The 19,250-nt window shown below is 46.4% G+C and carries 12 protein-coding genes and 1 other RNA gene; 3 read left to right on the top strand and 10 right to left on the bottom strand.

Features of this window, described 5'->3' with window-relative positions; translation table 11 throughout:
• Positions 1 to 154: 154 nt before the first annotated feature.
• The 9 genes from Q0X64_RS09160 to Q0X64_RS09200 form a co-directional block, all read right to left on the bottom strand.
• Positions 155 to 1,711, bottom strand: a complete 1,557-nt coding sequence (locus Q0X64_RS09160) for an alkaline phosphatase (protein WP_297811708.1) — start codon at positions 1,709 to 1,711, stop codon at positions 155 to 157.
• Positions 1,712 to 1,774: 63 nt separating this feature from the next.
• On the bottom strand, positions 1,775 to 2,302 hold the full coding sequence (locus Q0X64_RS09165) for a hypothetical protein (protein ID WP_297811711.1): 528 nt from the start codon (positions 2,300 to 2,302) through the stop codon (positions 1,775 to 1,777).
• Positions 2,303 to 2,314: 12 nt separating this feature from the next.
• Positions 2,315 to 3,286, bottom strand: a complete 972-nt coding sequence (locus Q0X64_RS09170) for a calcium/sodium antiporter (RefSeq protein ID WP_297811714.1) — start codon at positions 3,284 to 3,286, stop codon at positions 2,315 to 2,317.
• Positions 3,287 to 3,395: 109 nt separating this feature from the next.
• Positions 3,396 to 7,100, bottom strand: coding sequence for an EAL domain-containing protein (locus Q0X64_RS09175; protein WP_297812174.1), 3,705 nt, complete (start codon positions 7,098 to 7,100; stop codon positions 3,396 to 3,398).
• A gap of 629 nt (positions 7,101 to 7,729) precedes the next feature.
• The gene (locus Q0X64_RS09180) at positions 7,730 to 10,903 is read right to left on the bottom strand and encodes a type I restriction endonuclease subunit R (RefSeq protein WP_297811717.1); all 3,174 of its coding nucleotides are present in this window, start codon (positions 10,901 to 10,903) and stop codon (positions 7,730 to 7,732) included.
• Positions 10,896 to 12,185, bottom strand: coding sequence for an FRG domain-containing protein (locus Q0X64_RS09185; RefSeq protein WP_297811721.1), 1,290 nt, complete (start codon positions 12,183 to 12,185; stop codon positions 10,896 to 10,898). Before Q0X64_RS09185 ends, Q0X64_RS09180 begins: the two co-directional genes overlap by 8 nt.
• Before the next feature lie 4 nt (positions 12,186 to 12,189).
• The gene (locus Q0X64_RS09190; protein WP_297811724.1) at positions 12,190 to 13,509 is read right to left on the bottom strand and encodes a restriction endonuclease subunit S; all 1,320 of its coding nucleotides are present in this window, start codon (positions 13,507 to 13,509) and stop codon (positions 12,190 to 12,192) included.
• Positions 13,499 to 15,139 (bottom strand): class I SAM-dependent DNA methyltransferase, encoded by a 1,641-nt coding sequence (locus tag Q0X64_RS09195; protein ID WP_297811727.1) that lies wholly within the window; start codon positions 15,137 to 15,139, stop codon positions 13,499 to 13,501. The genes Q0X64_RS09190 and Q0X64_RS09195 overlap by 11 nt, the downstream gene beginning before the upstream one ends.
• An 18-nt stretch (positions 15,140 to 15,157) precedes the next feature.
• Positions 15,158 to 16,093 carry an endonuclease NucS domain-containing protein gene (locus Q0X64_RS09200; RefSeq protein WP_297811730.1) on the bottom strand — a complete coding sequence of 312 codons (936 nt, stop codon included), beginning with the start codon at positions 16,091 to 16,093 and terminating at the stop codon, positions 15,158 to 15,160.
• 235 nt (positions 16,094 to 16,328) lie between these two features.
• On the opposite strand from Q0X64_RS09200, the gene Q0X64_RS09205 reads away from it, so the two are divergent.
• The 3 genes from Q0X64_RS09205 (at position 16,329) to Q0X64_RS09215 (ending at position 18,234) form a co-directional block, all read left to right on the top strand.
• Entirely contained in the window at positions 16,329 to 17,120 is a 792-nt protein-coding gene (locus Q0X64_RS09205) for an HNH endonuclease signature motif containing protein (RefSeq protein ID WP_297811733.1), read from the top strand.
• Between the two features lie 69 nt (positions 17,121 to 17,189).
• Positions 17,190 to 17,732, top strand: a complete 543-nt coding sequence (locus Q0X64_RS09210; RefSeq protein ID WP_297811736.1) for a hypothetical protein — start codon at positions 17,190 to 17,192, stop codon at positions 17,730 to 17,732.
• A 40-nt stretch (positions 17,733 to 17,772) separates the two neighbouring features.
• Positions 17,773 to 18,234 carry a hypothetical protein gene (locus tag Q0X64_RS09215; protein ID WP_297811739.1) on the top strand — a complete coding sequence of 154 codons (462 nt, stop codon included), beginning with the start codon at positions 17,773 to 17,775 and terminating at the stop codon, positions 18,232 to 18,234.
• Between the two features lie 341 nt (positions 18,235 to 18,575).
• Here Q0X64_RS09215 and ssrA read toward each other — a convergent pair.
• Positions 18,576 to 18,940: a transfer-messenger RNA gene (gene ssrA, locus Q0X64_RS09220) on the bottom strand.
• Positions 18,941 to 19,250 lie beyond the last annotated feature (310 nt).

Consider the following 19,250-nt stretch of genomic DNA (forward strand, 5'->3'; position numbering starts at 1 on the left):
CAAACCATTCAGCGAAATGTAATGGTTTGATTTTAGGCAGGGTCAATACAGCAAATAAATACTGATCAGAAAGTACTTCTTAGGGAGTAGAAGAAAGCTTTAAAACACGATAAATTATTGTTTTATATTTAGTTTTGTTTGGGGTCAGGCTTTATCAATCCAGTCCGGCGGCACGGGTAATGACGTGAAATAACAAGTTCTGCTCATTCACACCTGACACCGCTGCCGATCCCGGGCCGATCGCATACACCGCGACATCTTCACCACCGTGGGTTTCCGCAGACAGCGGCACCAGGGCTTCCTGATGATAGCCGGGCTTCTCGGTATCAATATGGCTCAGGTCTTTGCGGCCACTGTGAATGTCAGAGTGATAACGCTCATCAGCATCCATCTCATTGCCGCGCTGCTGATAACCACGGCCATTGGCATAGCCCAGCGTGGTGTAGGGCTGCCCATCCTCGGCATGGGCCGGATGATCCTCACCGACATTGACCACTTTACCGAGAATGGGGTTACCGCGTTTGGGATAGCCGGCCATGGTAAAAACATGACTGTGATCGGCAGTAACCATAATCAGTGTTTCATCGGTATTCACCTTATTCAGCGCCGTTTCCACAGCGCGTGACAATTCAATGGTATCGTTCAAAGCATTAAAGGCATTGCCAGCATGGTGGGCATGGTCAATGCGCCCGCCTTCCACCAGCAGAAAATAGCCTTCAGCGTTGTTGTCCAGCATTTCAATCGCCTTCGCCGTCATCTCGCTAAGCGAGGGCTCGCCCTGCTTGCCATTGACGCGGTCAGCTTCATACTGCATATGGGATGGGTTAAACAAAGCCAGTACCTGTGAGGTTCTGGCGGGATCAAGCGCATCAAATCCCGTCTGATCTTCAATATAGCGACCCTCAGGATATTGCTGCTGCCAGGCTTGGATCAGGTTGCGCTTGTCTGTGCGGTCACCGCCTTCAGACTCCGGCAGAAAATGACGCCGGCCGCCGCCCATCATCACCTCCATGCCATTGATACGATCTGATTCGGGGAAGCGCTGTTGCAGGCGTTTTTCAAAACTCAGCAGTTGTGACGCGATATCCTCACAGCCCGCCGCTACCGCCGCTTCAGGCATATCTGAAATATCTTCCCAGTTACGCTCCGGTGACTTGGCATAGGTCGCTGCCGGGGTGGCGTGGGTGACGCGGGTTGTGGTGACAAAGCCGGTTGAGCGTCCGGCAAGTTCGGCCAGTTCCAGCGCGCTCATCAATTCATTGCCAGCTACCGTCTTGCAATCTCCACGCTTAACCTTTTCATCAACAGCAATAATGCCGGCGTCGGTCTTTACGCCAGTGATGATCGCAGTCATGGTCCCGGCCGAGTCGGGTGTTTGGGCATCGACGTTGTAGGTTTTGGCCAGGCCGGTAAAAGGGAAATGCTCAAAACTCAGCAGATTCTCCTCCCCTGCCAGGCCCTTGTTCTGACCGTCCAGAATCCGCGCCGCAGTGATGGTTGATACGCCCATCCCATCCCCCACAAACAGGATGACATTTTTGGCCTTTTGTTGCGGCTGAAAAACAGGCTTTGCCTGCAATGCTGTCTGCGCCTGAGAGTACCAGGGATTGTCAAGCTGATGGTCAGGCAGCAAAGCGGAATCAGCCCAGACAAAGGCTGTGATCATGGTCAGCATCATCCCGGTCAGGACTTGTATCGTCAGTATAGGCAAAACCCGTTCCCCGCGAAGTAAAAATCCAGAGTGTAACAAGCGATGATGACGCTTTGCTTTCAGTCAGGCCAGCGGCACATCGACTTCGGCATAAACATCGCCATACACAATTTCGATACGCAGACGTTCGGCGCCCTCGGCTGTCTGCTCCGGTCTGCTCACCTCATCAATCCATTTGTGCGCCTTTTCGGGTTTGATCAGGTTACACACATCCCCCAATGGCCAGTGAAAATAGGCTTCATGCTGTTTTTTCTGTGCCAGTACATTCGCATCGGTGGTTTCGGGGATGGGAATATATGAACTGAACAACTCCAATCCACCCTGCTGCTCCGGGTCATCGGCAAAGTATTCCAGTGACACGTCCCAGCCCCGAACCAGCCCGGCTGATTCACTTCCCTTTTCGATACTGAACCCATACATGGCCAGCGTGCCGTCATTGATCTTGGGTAGTTTTTGCAGCGCTTTCTGCACCGCGCGCACTGCCTGGCGGTCGCTGTCTGAGAGTTGTTCCAGCGATAACAGCCAGTCGCCGAGGCCAGTAGCCGCTTTGATCAGGGCTTTGTGTGATTTATCAATCTGAATATGTGCCACAAATGTCTCTCTTTAAGCAATAAAAACCGTGCTGATCAGATAGGTGGTGTAGGCTAGGTAAGCCATCAGCAGCAAAGCCCCTTCCAGACGGTTGATACGACCAGGCTTTTTGAAGCCGTAGCCAATGACAAACAGCGATACCGTCAGAGCCAGCATTACCAGCACATCACGCGACAGCACTTCCGGGCCCACTGCCATGGGATGAATCACACCGGCAATACCCACCACAGCCAGGGTGTTGAACAGATTAGACCCGATGATATTACCCAGCGCGATATCATGCTCGCCCTTGCGAGCGGCAATCACCGATGAAGCCAGCTCCGGAAGGGAAGTGCCCACCGCCACAATAGTGAGGCCAATGATCAGATCACTGACGCCCAGTGACTGTGCAATAGTCACAGCTCCCCATACCAGCATGCGTGAGCTGATAATCAACAGGATTAGTCCGGCCACCAGCCACAGCACGGCCGGCTTTAATGGCATAGGCTGCTGTGCCAGCTCAGCATCCATCTCCACAGCAAACTGATCGCTGTTTTTCTGCATGCCCTGCCAGACAGTCCAGCTCATCAATAAGACAAACACCACCAGCAAGGCCACGGCATCGAGTCGTGATAATTGTCCATCCCACAGTTGCCAGGCGGCCACAAAACTGACAATCGTCAGCAAAGGCAACTCGCGCCTGAGCACCTGAGACTGCACCAGAATTGGACTGATTAGGGCAGTCACCCCAAGAATCAGTGCAATATTGGTGATATTGGAACCATAGGCATTACCCAGCGCAATGCCGGGATTACCCTGCGTGGCCGCCAACGCCGACACCACCATTTCCGGCGCCGAGGTACCAAAACCGACAATCACCATTCCAATCAACAGCGCAGGCATACCAAAATGCCGGGCAGTCGCGGCAGCGCCTTCAACAAAACGGTCGGCACTCCAGACCAGTAGTAAAAGACCCGAAACAACGGCGGCTATAGCTAAGCTCATTTCAACTCATTTCCCTAAAGCATGGTCAGATCATCAGGGCTTGCCCCGATGGGTAGCGGCAAATCATAGCAGTCATCGCCAGCGATGAGTGAGAGGATCAGGCAATGATTCAGCGTTTATTGTGGTGGCGAAAACCGCTCAGTTCGTCAACATCGAAACGCGCTATCCAGGCAGGTACCTCGGCAGCAGGCATTGGCCGGGCTACAAAGTAACCCTGAACGGTGTCACAGCCAAGGCTCATCAGACGCTCACAGTCCTGCCAGGTCTCCACGCCCTCTGCGATGATATCTCGCTTGAAGACTTCTGCCAGTTCAATAATGCCCCTGACAATCGCCATGTCCGCGTCACTTTCCAGCATGGTGCTGATGAAGGAGCGATCAATCTTGAGCGTCTTCACCGGGAGCTGTCTCAGATAAGACAGAGAAGAATAGCCCGTCCCGAAATCATCGAGTGCGAATGAGACGCCGAGTCTGCTGGCGATCGTTTCCACAATTTGTGCGGTCTGATGGGTTTCAAGTGCCGAGGTTTCCAGTATTTCAAGCTCAAGCAGGCGGGCGGGCACAGTTGGGTAGCGTGCCATAACGGCTTCCAGTTTTTGTATGAAATCGACATGCTGGATTTGTCTCGCAGAGACATTGACACTAACCTGAGTCTCCAGCCCTTGTTGCATCCAGGCCTGAATCTGCTGCATAGCCTGCTCCAGCACCCAGTCGCCAAGACTGATGATCAACTGGTGTGATTCAATCAGCGGTAAAAACTCGCCGGCACCGAGTAAGCCCTGCTCCGGATGTTGCCAGCGGATGAGTGCTTCCATGCCAACGACTTCATGACTCTGCATATTGACCTTGGGTTGGTAAAACAGGCAAAACTCTTCATTTTGCAGTGCCGTGGCTATTCGTTCCGTGCGCGCATGATGCTCATGTACCTGCCGATCCAGGTTGACGTCAAAGATGTGATAGCCATTCCTGCCTGCCTGTTTGGCCTCATACATTGACAAGTCAGCATGACGAAGCAGCGTATCGGCATCGACATTATCCAGAGGATAAAGCGCCACGCCGATACTGGCTGTCACACTGATAACACGCTCACCCAAATGTATTTTTTCTGCAATTTTCTGGTTCACCCGACTCAGAATCGGATCTAACTCCTCCACCTCATGAATATTCGCGATCAACAGAACGAACTCATCCCCGCCCATTCTGGCGACGGTATCCCCACTGCGAACGGTGTGATCAAGACGCCGGGCGACTTCAATCAACAGCTTGTCACCGATTTCGTGACCATACATATCATTGACCGGCTTGAATCCATCCAGATCAAGAAAACACACAGCCAGCATGGAGCGATTGCGTCGAGCATGAGCCAGAGATTGCTCTAGCCGGTCCGACAGTAAGGTTCGGTTCGCCAGGTGCGTCAGCGCGTCATAATGTGCAAGGTCTTCTAGTTTCCTCTCGGTGTTCTTGATCTCGGTGATATCGGCAAATAACCCCAGATAGTGGGTGACCCTGCCCTGCTCGTCCTTGATCGCGCTGACAGTCAGGATTTCAGCATAAAACTCACCATTTTTCTTACGGTTCCAGACTTCACCTCGCCAGCGGCCACTTTGCTGAATGGTTTGCCACATATCGTCATAAAAGTGCACGTCCTGGCGCCCGGAAGACAAAAAGTTGGGGTTTTGGCCGATAACTTCGCTCTGATCATAACCGGTGATTTCGGTAAAGGCATGATTCACAGAGATTATTAGATTATCTTGGTCAGTAATCATGATGCCTTCCCAGGCATTATCAAAAACGCTTGCATGCAAGCGCAGCGCTCGCTGTGCTTCGTACCATTGTGTGACATCATAAAACCACCCCAAGACACAGCGTTCATCATCGTACTCAAGTGGCATAAAGGTGGCCAGAACCGACTTTTGCCCGCCCCCCGGGATATCAAGTCCAATCAGTTGATCAGAGACGCTATCACCATGGGCAACGGTATCAATATGGTTCTGATAGAGGGCAGTGTCGGAGAAGAACGCAGTGGGATCGACCCCCATTACTTTGTCAGACTCGCAATTAATCAAGTCGGCATAACGGTGATTAGCGAAAATCACCTGTCGACCATCCATGGAGGCAATGACAATGGCCACCGGACTGTATTGCAATAATGACTTCAGTTGAGCTGAACTGTTTTGCAGTTTGCTCTGAATGGATTTCAGATAGGAAATATCAGTGTGCGTACCAATCATTCGACGCGATGCGGACTGGCCCTGATGAACGACAATCGCCCGTGATAATATCCATTTCCAGCTGCCATCCTTGCAACGCATTCGAAACTCTACAGAGAACACGTCCGTCTGCCCGCCCAAATAGGCATTTAACTGTTGTCTGACCTCAGGCATATCCTCAGTGTTGACCAGCTCCTCCCAGGCTGAAAGAAGATTGGGAATTTCATCATCACGGTAACCCAGCATTTTTTTCCATTGAGGTGAATACAGCACTTCATTGGTCTCGAGATCCCAGTCCCAGACACCATCGCCCGCTCCCTCGAGTGCAAAGCTCCAGCGTTCTTCACTCTCAGCCAGTGCCTGACGGGCATCTGCTATCCGCCCCGCCATCACATCAAACTCGCTGGCAGCCAGCATAATCTCGTCGTTGCCCTGTACCACCCCTGCAACTGATTTCAGCTCACCTACCTCATAGTCACTGATAGCGTGTGTCAGGCGTCGAATTCGAGAGACCACAATTCTGTCTATGGCAACGATAATCAGGCCACCACCAACAGAGATGATCAAAAATGCTGTGATGAAGAGTATCAACAGGAAACGCTGCACTTGGCTAATCACCGTGTCGACCGGCACCAGCTTGAAGTATCGCCAGGCGAGCGGATCGAGCTGCATACCCAGAGCAATATAATCCTCGCCGCCAAGCTGTAGTCTTTTTGAAAGCAAGGCAGGCTGTTGTGTGAGGGAAGCCTGCTGTAACAATTCGCTCAACGGCTGTTCAGAATCAAGGCTGAAATTATCCTGCTCTGGAGCAGATTCCAGTTCTTCCTGCCACTGACCGGCCAGTATGAAACGGCCGCTCTCATCCAAGAGAAAGTGCTGCGTGCCCGAATAAAGTTGCTTCTCCTCAAACATAAAGCCCAATACGTTGGTGAGTTGCATATCCTCGCCCAGGCTACCTACCCATTCACCGTTCACATACAGTGGATAGAGGGCACTCACCATCCAGACTCTGGGCACCGGATCAAAAAGTGGCGGAGTGAAAGTGTATTGTTGTTCTGGGTTCGACTCGGGACTTGTCGACCTCACCCAGGGCGTCTGTGTGTAGTCATTACTGGCATCCTGATCAAAGACAAAATCAGGAAAAGTCTTGTCATAAATGACCTCACTGCCATAGGTTGACAGGTACCAGACATTTTCATGTCGGCGGTTAGCGGCGGCACCAAACGTATCCATCACTTGCTTGATCCGCCAGTGAATGACTTTCTTTTTATCGCTTAGTCCGGGCGAGTCTGGCAGGAAAATGCCGGATTCTTCCGTGCCATTGTAGTTTTCTCGCTGGTTACGCCAAATCCCGTCCGCATCAAGTGTCATTGCCTGATGAAAGGCGTCTATTTCTGTTTGCTGAATGGGGGCTGACAGGCGTTCCTGTATTAACCTGGCTATGGACTTGAGTTTGGATTCACCCGCCCAGAGTCGCTCAGTAGCGATATCGACCTGATTCTCAGTCACAACCTGCAGGTTTTGCACCACCCTGCTGACAATTTTTTCTCTGGCATAGTCTGTGATCCATAGCGCCGCAGGTAAGGCAGTTAACAAACTACTCACCATGAAAATCAGACTAAGTTTCTCTCGAATCCGCATGCTATCCCGCTTTGCGTGACTGAATAGGCACCATCATTCTTCATTTCCCACACATACGTCAAACAGCACTAATAGGAAAATAAGAAGGCACTTGATAGTGAGGTTAACGTCCGCATGCGCTGAAATGTGAATATAACAGACACAAAAAAACCACCCGAAGGTGGTTTTCTATTCGATTGGTGGATGCGGCGTCAACCGAATAACTCCTCAAGCAAATGTTTTAGAACAAAAAAAACCAAATTTGAAATGATTGTTGGCACAAATGTTGGCCCCATCTGTTAAAGTCAACTTCATTAGTAAACAATTCAACTGATAAAGAAAAAATCAGGTCTTAATTTTTCCTAGCTTCCACAGTTTTATAATCTCAGGTCTCAGTAGTTCCATTACCTTGTCCACTTCATCGTCACAGTCAGCGTGCAATCAGTCTTCGATAGTATCCCTGTTTAGGTATAGTAGTCTAAATTTACTATCATCTATCAATGCCCATTCTGCATCCCGTGACAACTGTGTACCTTCCAAGTTTAGCTCGGATTCAGCATAGAATGACTCGTGCTCGTAGAGTGAACAACCATCTTCTCTTTCTGCAATTTTTTTCATGTTCGCTCACCCTCATAGGCAGCAGTTGACCAAGTATCAGACAAAACCTCTGCTTGCTCTAATATCAGGTCAATCGCCTCTGCTGATTTATCAGGCGGATATTTATAACGTCTCAGCAAGATTCGCACTATATTCCTGAGTTTGGCTCTGACACTATCTCTAACTTGCCAGTCCACAGTAGTACTTTTACGGAGTTTCTCTGCTAACTCATGAGCAATCGCCTTGAGTACCTCATCACCTAAGTCACGCACAGCACTCTCGTTATTGGCTAAAGCATCATAAAAGGCTACTTCATCCTCGTTCAGACCGAGCTGTTCGTGACGTTTCATTGCATTTTGAAACTCTTTGGCCATCTGGATAAGTTCTTCGATGACTTGAGCCGTCTCAATAGCTCGATTGCGATATTTTCTCAAAGTCTCCAACAACCGGTCGCTGTAATTCTTTTCCTGCACCACGTTGTTGCGTGCGTTGCTACGTATTTCATCACGTAGCAGTTTTTCTAAGAGTTCAACAGCAAAGTTGCGATCTTTCATGTTGCGCACATCATCCATGAATTGATCATCTAACAAGCCGATATTTGGTTTATCTAATCCAGCAAGCTTAAAAATATCATCAACACCTTCCGATATAATTGCCTGGTCAAGAATTTGCCGTAGAGCTGAATTACGTTGTTCCTCTGTTCGTTTACTATCTACCGTAGTTGCTTTAGTGATGATCGCTTTGACCGCTGAAAAAAAAGCGATTTCTTTTTTGTACTGTTGGGCCTCATCCAGAGTCCCACAAAGGGCAAAAGCCTTGGTAATTGCCAATACGCTATCAAGGAAGCGCTTTTTACCCTCTTCCAGGCTAAGAAGATGATTAGCTGCGGGGATTAATAGAGAAGTCGCATCGGTTTCATAGTCACCATAATCAAAGCCCTGAAACATGCCTCGAACAACATCAACCTTCTCGACTAATACAGAAAATGCTTCTGCAGCAAGATGCGTTGGATTACCTTTGCCCTGAGAATCAGTGTAAGTCTTCAGTGCGCTTTTCAACTCATTAGCAATACCAATGTAATCCACCACAAGGCCACCAGGTTTGTCTTTAAATACCCGATTGACGCGTGCAATGGCTTGCATGAGATTGTGGCTACGCATGGGTTTGTCGATATACATGGTATGGGCACAGGGGGCATCAAAGCCGGTGAGCCACATATCACGAACAATCACCAACTTAAGTGGGTCGTTAGGATCTTTAAAGCGTTTTTCCAGGCGTTTCTTTTGCACTTTGCTGTAGGTGTGCGCCTGTAGCAAAGGTTTGTCTGAAGCTGAGGCGGTCATAATGACCTTAATGGCGCCCTTATCAATCTTCTGACTATGCCAATCCGGGCGTATTGCGATAATGTCATTGTATAAATGGGCACATATCTCACGGCTCATGGCCACGATCATGCCCTTGCCTTCTATGGTGGCATTACGTTCTTCGAAGTGTTGAACTAAGTCTGTAGCGATTTCTTTCAGGCGTGGCTCAGCCCCAACCAGTTTCTCCAGAGTGGCCCATTTGCTCTTGGCCTTTTCTCGTGCATTGACATCTTCTTCGTCCTCCATGACCTCGTCGACTTCATCATTGAGTTTTTGAATTTCGGCCTGATTGATGTCGAGTTTGGCCAGACGGCTTTCGTAGTAAATGGGTACAGTGGCGCCATCATCCACTGCATCCTGAATATCATAGATACTGACATAATCACCAAACACCGCACGGGTATCCTTGTCTTCTGTGGCGATAGGCGTGCCAGTAAAACCAATAAACGAGGCCATAGGCAAGGCATCACGCAGATGCTTGGCGTAACCGAATTTGTATTTACCGGTCTTTTGATCCAACACAGCTTTGAGTCCGTATTGGCTTCGATGTGCTTCATCAGATATGACGACGATATTACTGCGTTGGCTAAGCGGCGGGTGATATTCTTCACCATTGAGCAACGAAAACTTTTGTATGGTGGTAAAAATAATCCCACCCGACTGACGCGACTCCAACAACTCACGTAAATCATCACGACTGTCGGCCTGAACTGGTGTTTGCCTCAATAACATCTTTGCGGCAACAAAGTTATCGAAAAGCTGATTGTCCAAATCATTACGATCCGTAACCACCACCAGAGTAGGATTATGCATTTCGGGTTGTTGTAACAACATACCGGCGTAGCACACCATAGAAATACTCTTACCTGAACCTTGCGTGTGCCAGACTACGCCTGCCTTACGCGATCCGGGTACTACTTCCTTACCATAAGTGGCACGTTCTGTTTCCTGTAAATTCTTATCTGAATTATGAGAAGCAATCATTGTGACTCGAACCGCTTCACGCACGGCATGGAACTGATGATAACCGGCGATTTTCTTAATCAACGTATCACCATCTTGCTCAAACAGAACAAAGTAGCGTATGTATTCGAGTAATAATTCCCGGTCAAAAAAGCCCCGCACGACTTTTTCCAGTTCATATTCCAACAGAGGCTTGTCGTTTTCATTCTTAATGGTGCGCCAAGGAAGAAAGCGTTCCTTGTTCGCTGTTAGTGAACCAATACGGGCATTGATGCCATCGGAAATCACCAACGCTTCGTTAAACACAAACAGATCAGAGATTTCATCTTTATAGGTCTGTAATTGATTGTAGGCTTCCCAAATACCGGCATTTTCGTCACTAAGGTTTTTCAGCTCAATCACCGCAATGGGCAAACCATTAATAAACACCACCAGGTCCGGGCGACGGTTCATCTTGGTGCCTTTCACGGTGAATTGATTCACCACAAGAAACTTGTTGTTATCCGGATTATGAAAGTCAATAATCTGGACGTGGTCACTCTGCTTTTTACCATCCTTATCGGTGTAACCTACTGGCATCCCTTCTAACAGGTATTGTTGGAAGATACGGTTGTTTTGGATCAGTGCTGGATGTTCGGGTTTGCTGAGAACGTGGACGACTTGTTCTTCTAATGTGGAAACAGGGATTCGCGGATTGATGCGTTGCAATGTATCCAGTAAACGACCCGTGAGCAGTATCTGCTTGTAATCTTCTCGCTCTGGTGCTTCGCCATCATGGGCAATATCATAGCCATTGGCATATTCATAGCCACCTTCACGGAACCAGCTGAGGCAGAGTTGTTCGAGTTGGTCTTCGTTAACCACTCGAACTTCCTTTCTTTTCTTGCTCTTCGCTCATAGCCGCTGCTTTTTCAACAAGAGCCATAGCTGCTTCAGTAATATAGTTTTCATCAAATCCTATATTTCGAAGATTTCGCCGTGTGATATTTACTAATCGTGCTTTCTGTGAATCTCGGCTATACCAATCAACACCTGCTTTGTTATTAACAAAATCAACTGCTGATTGCGCGACTTTCTTCAATTTATCGATATTTGCCTTTTGTTTTAACTCATCATTGATCAACATGGCTTCAATGAGCGGTTTTAAGTGCAATTCAGAGGTACCCAACTCGTGGTGTTTCCATATCTCTGATGTAGCTTCTTCTTTTGCAGGCTTTTCTTCCTCCACTTCTGTCTTTGATGGTGCTTTATTTTTCGAATTTATATATTCTCTGATCAAATCGTTACAGTAACCTGAAGCCCCGATAAGATCGGGAAACAAACTTCCATGATGGATATTCATTTTACGAAGCTGTCGCAGACAATCTAGACGAATTTCTTTTGTATTCGGAATATGAATTTTGCAAATATACTTAGATACTTCTGAATGATCATTTATATTAATCTCTGATTCTTCTAATGCACGCAATAAAGCTGATTCCAATGTTTCGCCATATGGAGCAATCGTAAATAAACCCGCCTGATTAACCAATCTACCGTGATCGTCTTTTGAAGGCTCGACAAGTTTCGGATACCTTCTTTCCAGCGGACTAACTTCTGGATCATTATCGAGATCTTCAAGAAATGATTTATTTAGGATAAATATTGCACGACTGAAGTTAGTAGGTTTATCATCTTCATCCTTCCATGCATCAGGGTCTTCTTGTACAAACGCAAAAAAGAGGGCTACATAAGGCGCAAGTGTCCAATCAAGGAGAGGAGTAGCGAGACCATGATGCTGACCTATGGCCCACAACTCTTCTTCTTCCTCATTTAACACACTATTGTCCGGCAACCTACCCCGAATAGACAATTTAAAATTCCGAAGCTGTTTTCTTGCTATTTCTTCTTTAATAGCTCCTTTGTCCATCCTGTCGAGAGTCGGTTGTAGAGGCCATCTATAATGGTGCTGTCCACGAAACACATATTCATCACTATCATCATCTGATCGATACTGCTTAACGACTTTATTAAAGTCTTCCCACGATTCAATCCTAGCTGAAGGTATTAAGAAATCTATGGTTTTATCGTAAATATCAAATTCAGGCCAAACAGGAAGGTTTTCAAAATGTTTTTCCTCTCTTTTGATATTAAATTCTTCTTCCATTTGACTAAGCAACATCTTTAACTTCTAACTCACCAGAAATTAGTTTTGGAAGCACCGTATCCCTCAAGCTTTCTAAATTATTGTTTTCTTCGACACGCTCATTTATCAAATCAAACATTGATTTCACAATGCAACTATACGTTTCTAATAAATCCTCAGAGGGTTTTGCGAACTTATATTCAGGAACAGCGGACTTCCCTAGATGCAAAACTGTCGTGCCTGTCGTGTATGATCTCGTATGTTGTTGAAATACCGCTGTTTTAGCCACTCCATATAAAAAATATTTGTGGGCATCCACTTCCGGTCTGACTACAGCGACATCAAGTGAAATAACTAGGTGCTCATAGTGCGAATCACTTATGACCATTGCCGGTTTTCCTATAACATCCGCAGCTTGTGTAACATCTGTATATGCGATTATTAGATCACCCGCGAAAACTTCCTGTTCAGGCTTGTATTTACCTGTATATTCCTTAAGTCCATCTAACCGGTACCCTCCCCCTCTATTAAATGATTTCAAAGTCACAAGTGCGGTATTCGATTCAACAAGTTCTGAACTCTTATACGATTTTCCTTTTATTGTTTTTGCAAGATCTTGTACCTCTTTAATATTCCACCCCTTCGGTATTTCACCAAGTTCTGATCCTTCGAGTTCATCAGTAAAGAGTGCAGCAGTGGCGGTGAGTTGTTGGCGTTGAACCAGGCTTAGTGCGTCGAGTTGTTCGTCAGTTTTACCGCTGATAGCGCGCATAGCGGCACGCTCTGGATCTTGGCCGTTTTGTTTGGCTTCTATTTTGGCTTTGACGGGTTCGAAGTCGACGAACCAGGATTTGAAGACGGCCTGGGCGATTTGTTCCAAGGTTTGGTTGATTTGGCGGTTGAGTTCGATTTTGTTATCGAACATCATTAATCGCTTACCAATTGAAGCCCTATCCTCAGATAATTCTGGTATCCGGATAGAAATTGAATTTAATGTTGCTTGATTCAATAGTGGCTGACCAGAGCCTGAGCGATAGTTGTTTAAATCCAATTTCAGTAATAAGAAATACCAAAACTCTGACTCCCCTTCATGCTTAGGCAGACCTAATATCGCATTATCAGTTACCCAACATTGACTGTAAGAGTGATAAACACTGCCGCAATAAGACCCGACACGTCCAATAATCAAGCAATTATCAGGAGCATTTGATTCTTCAGAGTAACCAATAATCCCATTTGAACCATAAACAGGTATAGAGGCATCATCGCTTCTTTCGGGTGAAGACCTACCATTCTTGAAATCGATGAACTTTCCCAAAGAAGTTTCGATCCAATCAGAACTCATAACCCAACCCCAACAAGTTCTTTTTAATCTCGGCTTCCAGTTTGTCGCTTTGTTCAAACTGTTCTTTTAGCTGTGCGGTGAGACGCGTCATTTTTTCTGCGAAGGGTTCGCCATCGCCTTCCTCTTCGGCGGCACCGACGTAGCGGCCGGGGGTGAGGACGTAGTCATGTTTTTTAATCTCTTCTAGTGTTGCTGAACTGCAATAGCCTGGTACGTCTTCGTAACTCTCACCTGTTTTCCAGTTATGGAAAGTGTCTGAGATCGTTTTTATATCATCTGGCGTGAAGTCGCGCAGGACGCGGTCTTTCATGTAACCCAAGTTGCGGGCGTCGATGAAGAGGACTTTGTTGGTTCTATCTGCCAATCCGTTGTGTGCCTTTTTGTTTTTAGTAAGGAACCAGATGCAGGCGGGGATTTGGGTGTTGGTAAACAATTGGCCAGGAAGCGCAACCATACATTCGACGCGGTCTTCTTCTAACAGGCGTTTGCGTATTTCGCCTTCGTTGTTGGTGTTGGAACTCATGGAGCCGTTAGCGAGTAGCAGGCCCATGCTGCCATTGGGCGCTAGATGGTAGAGCATGTGTTGCATCCAGGCGAAGTTGGCATTGCCTGTGGGTGGGGTGCCGTATTGCCAGCGGGGGTCGTCGTCTTTGACGCCGGTGTTCCACTCTTTCATGTTGAAGGGTGGATTGGCCATGACGAAATCGGCACGCAAGTCGGGGTGTTTGTCATTGCTGAAGGTGTTGGCCGGTTCGCCGCCAAAGTTGAAGTCGATACCGCGGATGGCCATGTTCATAGCTGCCAGACGCCAAGTGGTGGGGTTGGATTCCTGGCCGTAAACAGAGATGTTGCCCAGTTTGCCTTCGTGTTCCTCTATGAATTTTTCACTGGAGACGAAGAATCCGCCGGAACCCATGGCGGGGTCGTAGACGCGCCCTTTGTAGGGTTGCAGCATTTCGACGATGAGGGTGACGATGGCCTTGGGGGTGTAATACTGGCCACCCTTTTTACCTTCACTCAGTGCGAACTGGCCGAGGAAGTATTCGTACACATGTCCGAGTATGTCTTTGGCGTGCAGTGTTTTGTGGTGGAACGGGATCTCGGCGATTTTATCAATGAGCTGGCCGAGTATGCTGGGGTCAATCTGACGACGTGCGTAGTTTTTATCGAGCACATTTTTGAGTTTAGGGTTTTCCTTTTCGATTTCTTCTAGAGCATCATCAATGAGTTTGCCAATGCTGCTGAATTTGTAGGTAACCTTTTTCCCATTCTTAACTTCAATTTCAGTGCCTGGCGCAACCTTGGCATTGTTTTGCAGATTTTCCCATCGAGCTAATGCAGGCACCCAGAAGACGTTTTTCTCAGTGTAGTAATCACGAATTTCCAGTTCTGCTTCGGCCATGTCCTGAACATCATCACCCAGGTAGTAATCATTATCTGGGTCTTTGAAATCTGCTCGCAGCTGTTCGCGGCGCTCTTTGAAAGCATCAGAAACGTATTTAAGGAAAATAAGACCAAGTACTACGTGCTTATATTCAGCGGCGTCGATGTTTGATCGAAGCCGGTCAGCAGCATTCCAGAGTTTTTTATCGAGTTCGTTTAGGAATTGTTGTTCTTCTGAATTAACCATATCTTTTTCTGTAATTGTTTATGTTTGGTGCAAGCAAAAACTAACTTGGTATCGATAAAAATCAATATTCGGTGCAACGCTCAATGCTCGCTTGAGTCTGAGATCGTCTTCGAGGGCAATAATAACCCCTTTTACTGTTTGATGAGTTTCGGCTAGCTCATCTTGCACGTATCCCATATACCGTTGTACCTGGCCAACGACAACATCACTCGCCCTGCCCTTTTTCAGTTCAACCACCAGCAGGGTATTTTGGTCTTTGCTAATAGCCAGAATATCTATAGGCCCGGTATCAGAGGGATATTGCTGACCCACTATTTCACCATCTTCTGTGAAAATATCGTAGTACTTACCCAGCTCTGTGTATTTCCAATTGACGACGAGGAAGTCTTCTAGATGCTTTTCTAATGCAAAGACAGATGGGTCTTCGACATCTTCGTTCGTATGAATTAAAGCTGGAGGTTGTTTACCCTCGATAAGTAGATCGATCTCTTCAGCATATTTAGTAATGTTGCTGACGGTGCCAATGGAACCTGCAGAGTTTTTGAGATGCTGGCTCATGTCGTCCTTCAATAAGCGACCTTCGTACCAGTTTATTTTTCGCCGATGTTGGAGAGGACCATCGGCATGATAGTAGTAATCAGAAGCCACTTCACCGACATAGTAGCCACCAGCACCATCAGGACATAATATTATGTCGCCTTTAAGCATACCCTTACATACCGTGTGCAACATGCCGCAAGCTAAACCTGCTGCTACCCTGCTCTTACCGGGGTTGGCTTCTAAGTAAATAGGTATGAATTGATGATTAAATGTCTTCCACTCGTCTGGAAGATGGTTGGTCAGGTCTTGATGGATGCCCCAATCGGCCCCGATGAAACCCTGCTCTCGACATTCCTGAGTGTGTACTGATTTCGCACCAGCAAAGATTCGATAATAGTTCCTTATTGTTTTCATTTGCGTCCTGCGTTTATTCCTATCTTTTCTGATGCAGTTTAGAACAATACAACTTGGATTCTGACTATGTAATTTTGCATTGTCTAAGTTGTGCCTAATATGATTTTTTATCTCTCAAGAATATTCTAACAATACCCATGATGGTGAAAAAATGGTTTTATTCATACAATTCGTACAGTGCTGAATTGATCGTTAAAGCCACTCAAAGCTGTTCATAATTACAAGGGAATTGTTGATGTCCAAGAACTGGGAATACGCAGCTAGTCTATTATGGCCTATCTTAACTACAGCAGCTAAAGACAGAAGAAAGCCAATTTATAAAGAGCTCGCGCCATTAATAAATACAAATCCACTCAGTGTAGGTAATGCCCTAGAACCCATCCAAGCTTATTGTATGGAGTACAAATTACCTCCTCTATCAGCCATAGTTGTTGGTAAAAACACTGGTTTACCTGGTGGAGGATTTATAGCCTGGGATATTGAGGACATCGATTCAGCTTTCGAGAAGGTTTTTAATCACCCTTGGGAAACGGTTCAAAATCCATTTTTTGGTTTTACAGAACATGACTCTATAGAAACATTGTCCAACGAGATTATAAACAATCCAAATAAAGCTAAAGAAATCTATACAAAAGTAAAAGTTAGAGGAACAGCGCAACATATTTTTCGCGAAACACTGCTAAAAGCGTACGAGAGTAGATGTGCAATTTGTGGCTTTAGCTTCAAGCAGGCACTAGAAGCAGCGCATATTGTTCCTTGGTCAAAGGCGAAGCCTGAAGAACGAATCTCACCAAGTAATGGTGTTTTACTCTGTTCAAATCATCACAAGCTTTTTGATGAAGGAATAATCCAAATAACGAATCAGCTGCAGGTGCATCATCCTAAGAAACAGAGCCACTACAGCAAAGCTGATATAGCTGCTACTGTTGTTCTTGATACTAAGTCCTTGCAACTTCCAAAGAACATAAATTTATGGCCTTCTCTTCATTTAATAAATAGAAGAAATCAGACATATCAGAAACAATAGATGGGTTAATTTAATCCAGACTCAATTAGGCCAATCACTAAAATTTAAGCGTACTTGTAAGAGAAAAACATGGAAGAATTTAAAAGCTTAGACAAGCTAACAGAGATGGATGAGAAACACAGATTAGTAGGTGCTATATCTGGGTCAATCCCCATGTTAGAAGAAATGCATAATTATCTAGGAAATGAGCTCCTCAATTGTCAGGTTCCAGATGACATAAAAGGCCAATTCAATGTGGCAAAGAATATGGCGATCTACTCATATTTTTTCTATGCACTAGCTCCTGAGGTTCACCTCAAAACATATACGATTATCGAACAGGCCCTAAGGATTAAGGTAAACCCTAAAAGACCAATGATGCTGAGAGTTCTCATAAATCATGCTCTCTCACAGCGTTGGATAACTGACGCTGGATTTCGCCACTTGAGTAACCCAAGCTCCAGTAATACCTGGTGCAAGTCCATGTCTGATGTCATAGCAGACCTCAGAAACTCAATGGCTCATGGTTCTTCACTGTTGGTTGGCGACTGTTTGCATCATGTTTCGGTTTGCGCTGATTTTATAAATCAGTTATTTCCACCCATTAAAACGCGCAACAATGCGAGTAATTAAACGAAAAGCTAACTACCACCTCTTCGACAACAGGTAACGAATGAAAAACATCGACGTGCTTAGAGAAGATTTTGCTCAAACCCTCGAGTTTATTGATAAGTGTGATGAACACATTTTCAAAATTAAGAACTGGGCCCTCCTGACTTCATCAGCGGTGATTGCTTTCTCAATAACTCAAGACCATGATGCTATTGCCTTGGCTAACTTGGCGCTGCTTTTAGCGTTTGTATATTTAGAACTTATCTATAAATCATTTCAGGACAGCGCTATCAGTCATAGTACCGATATTTCGGTTCGGATCGACAAGTATTTATTAGAGCCCCACGCAGAAGATTTGCTTGTTGGTTATGAGCATAGCTTCGGTAGAAAACTGGTATATCCTTCAGTCCACAGAGTATTCGGGATCATCAAAAATCGTAACCGATGGCACATACTTAATTTTTATAGTTTGCTAGCTATATTCTCTGTAGGTGCATTTTTTATCGGGATTCTTGTCTCTTAACAGCAAATTAAATTTATGCATACAGCTAAAGGTGGCACATAAGGTCCTGAAAGAGTAAGTAGCTCAGAATTCGTTACTGGAAAACGCCGAACTCATGTCGCTCTAGTCTTTCCACAAGAAGATACAGGCGAAATAAAAACCTCCTGAAGGTGGTTTGCTGTTCAATTTGGTGGAGTCGGCGAGAGATATTGTGGCTTTGCCACACACCCTTCGGGCCAACGGCATAAATGCCGATATTCAATACAATCCTCGATTGTGTTGTCGAAACCCGCTACACGGCTTCGTTATTCCCACAATCTTCAAACATAAAAAAACCACCCGAAGGTGGTTTTCTGTTCGATTGGTGGAGGCGGCGGGAATCGAACCCGCGTCCGCAGATCCTCCGCCCTTGGATCTACATGCTTATTCCATCTTTTGATTTAACTGGCTGCAACCCGATGGACAGGGCAAACAGACAGCGAGCTAGTCAAAGTTTTAGTCTCTTCGCACCTAGCTTACGTCGAGACGATCTTGTGTGAGTCGACGCCCGATACCAGTCGCACAAGCACGGGTCTGGTCGGACGGCATTTGCTGGTTATTAAGCAGCTAGTGCGTAGTTGTTATCGTTAGCAACTATTTTAATTTTCCAGTCTGTTTTACGAGAAGAACTGAAATACTCGGCATGCACCTCAGGTTTCGCGACCCCCGTCGAAGCCAAGTCGCCCCCAAAGCTGTTTAACGATAGACATTATAAAGAAAGACGAGTTTCTCAGCTAGGGGATGTTGGTGTTGAATTTATTGATTTTGACTCTAGGTTCTGTGGAGTAGCTTGGTGTGGGTAACTTAGTGTGTCATTTTTTGAGCTGGGGTCTGGATTGCCGCGGCCTTCGGCCTCGCAATGACATGATTGGGTTAACAAGCTAGGGCCTGGATTGCTTCGGCCTGTGGCCTCGCAATGACGTGTTTCCCTGTTGAGTTGCTGCGGAAATCAAAATCGTCCCAGATGATTATGTGCTTTGGCCTGCTGTCTTATTGCC

It is taken from the genome of uncultured Methylophaga sp., from assembly GCF_947259025.1.
Taxonomy (GTDB): domain Bacteria; phylum Pseudomonadota; class Gammaproteobacteria; order Nitrosococcales; family Methylophagaceae; genus Methylophaga.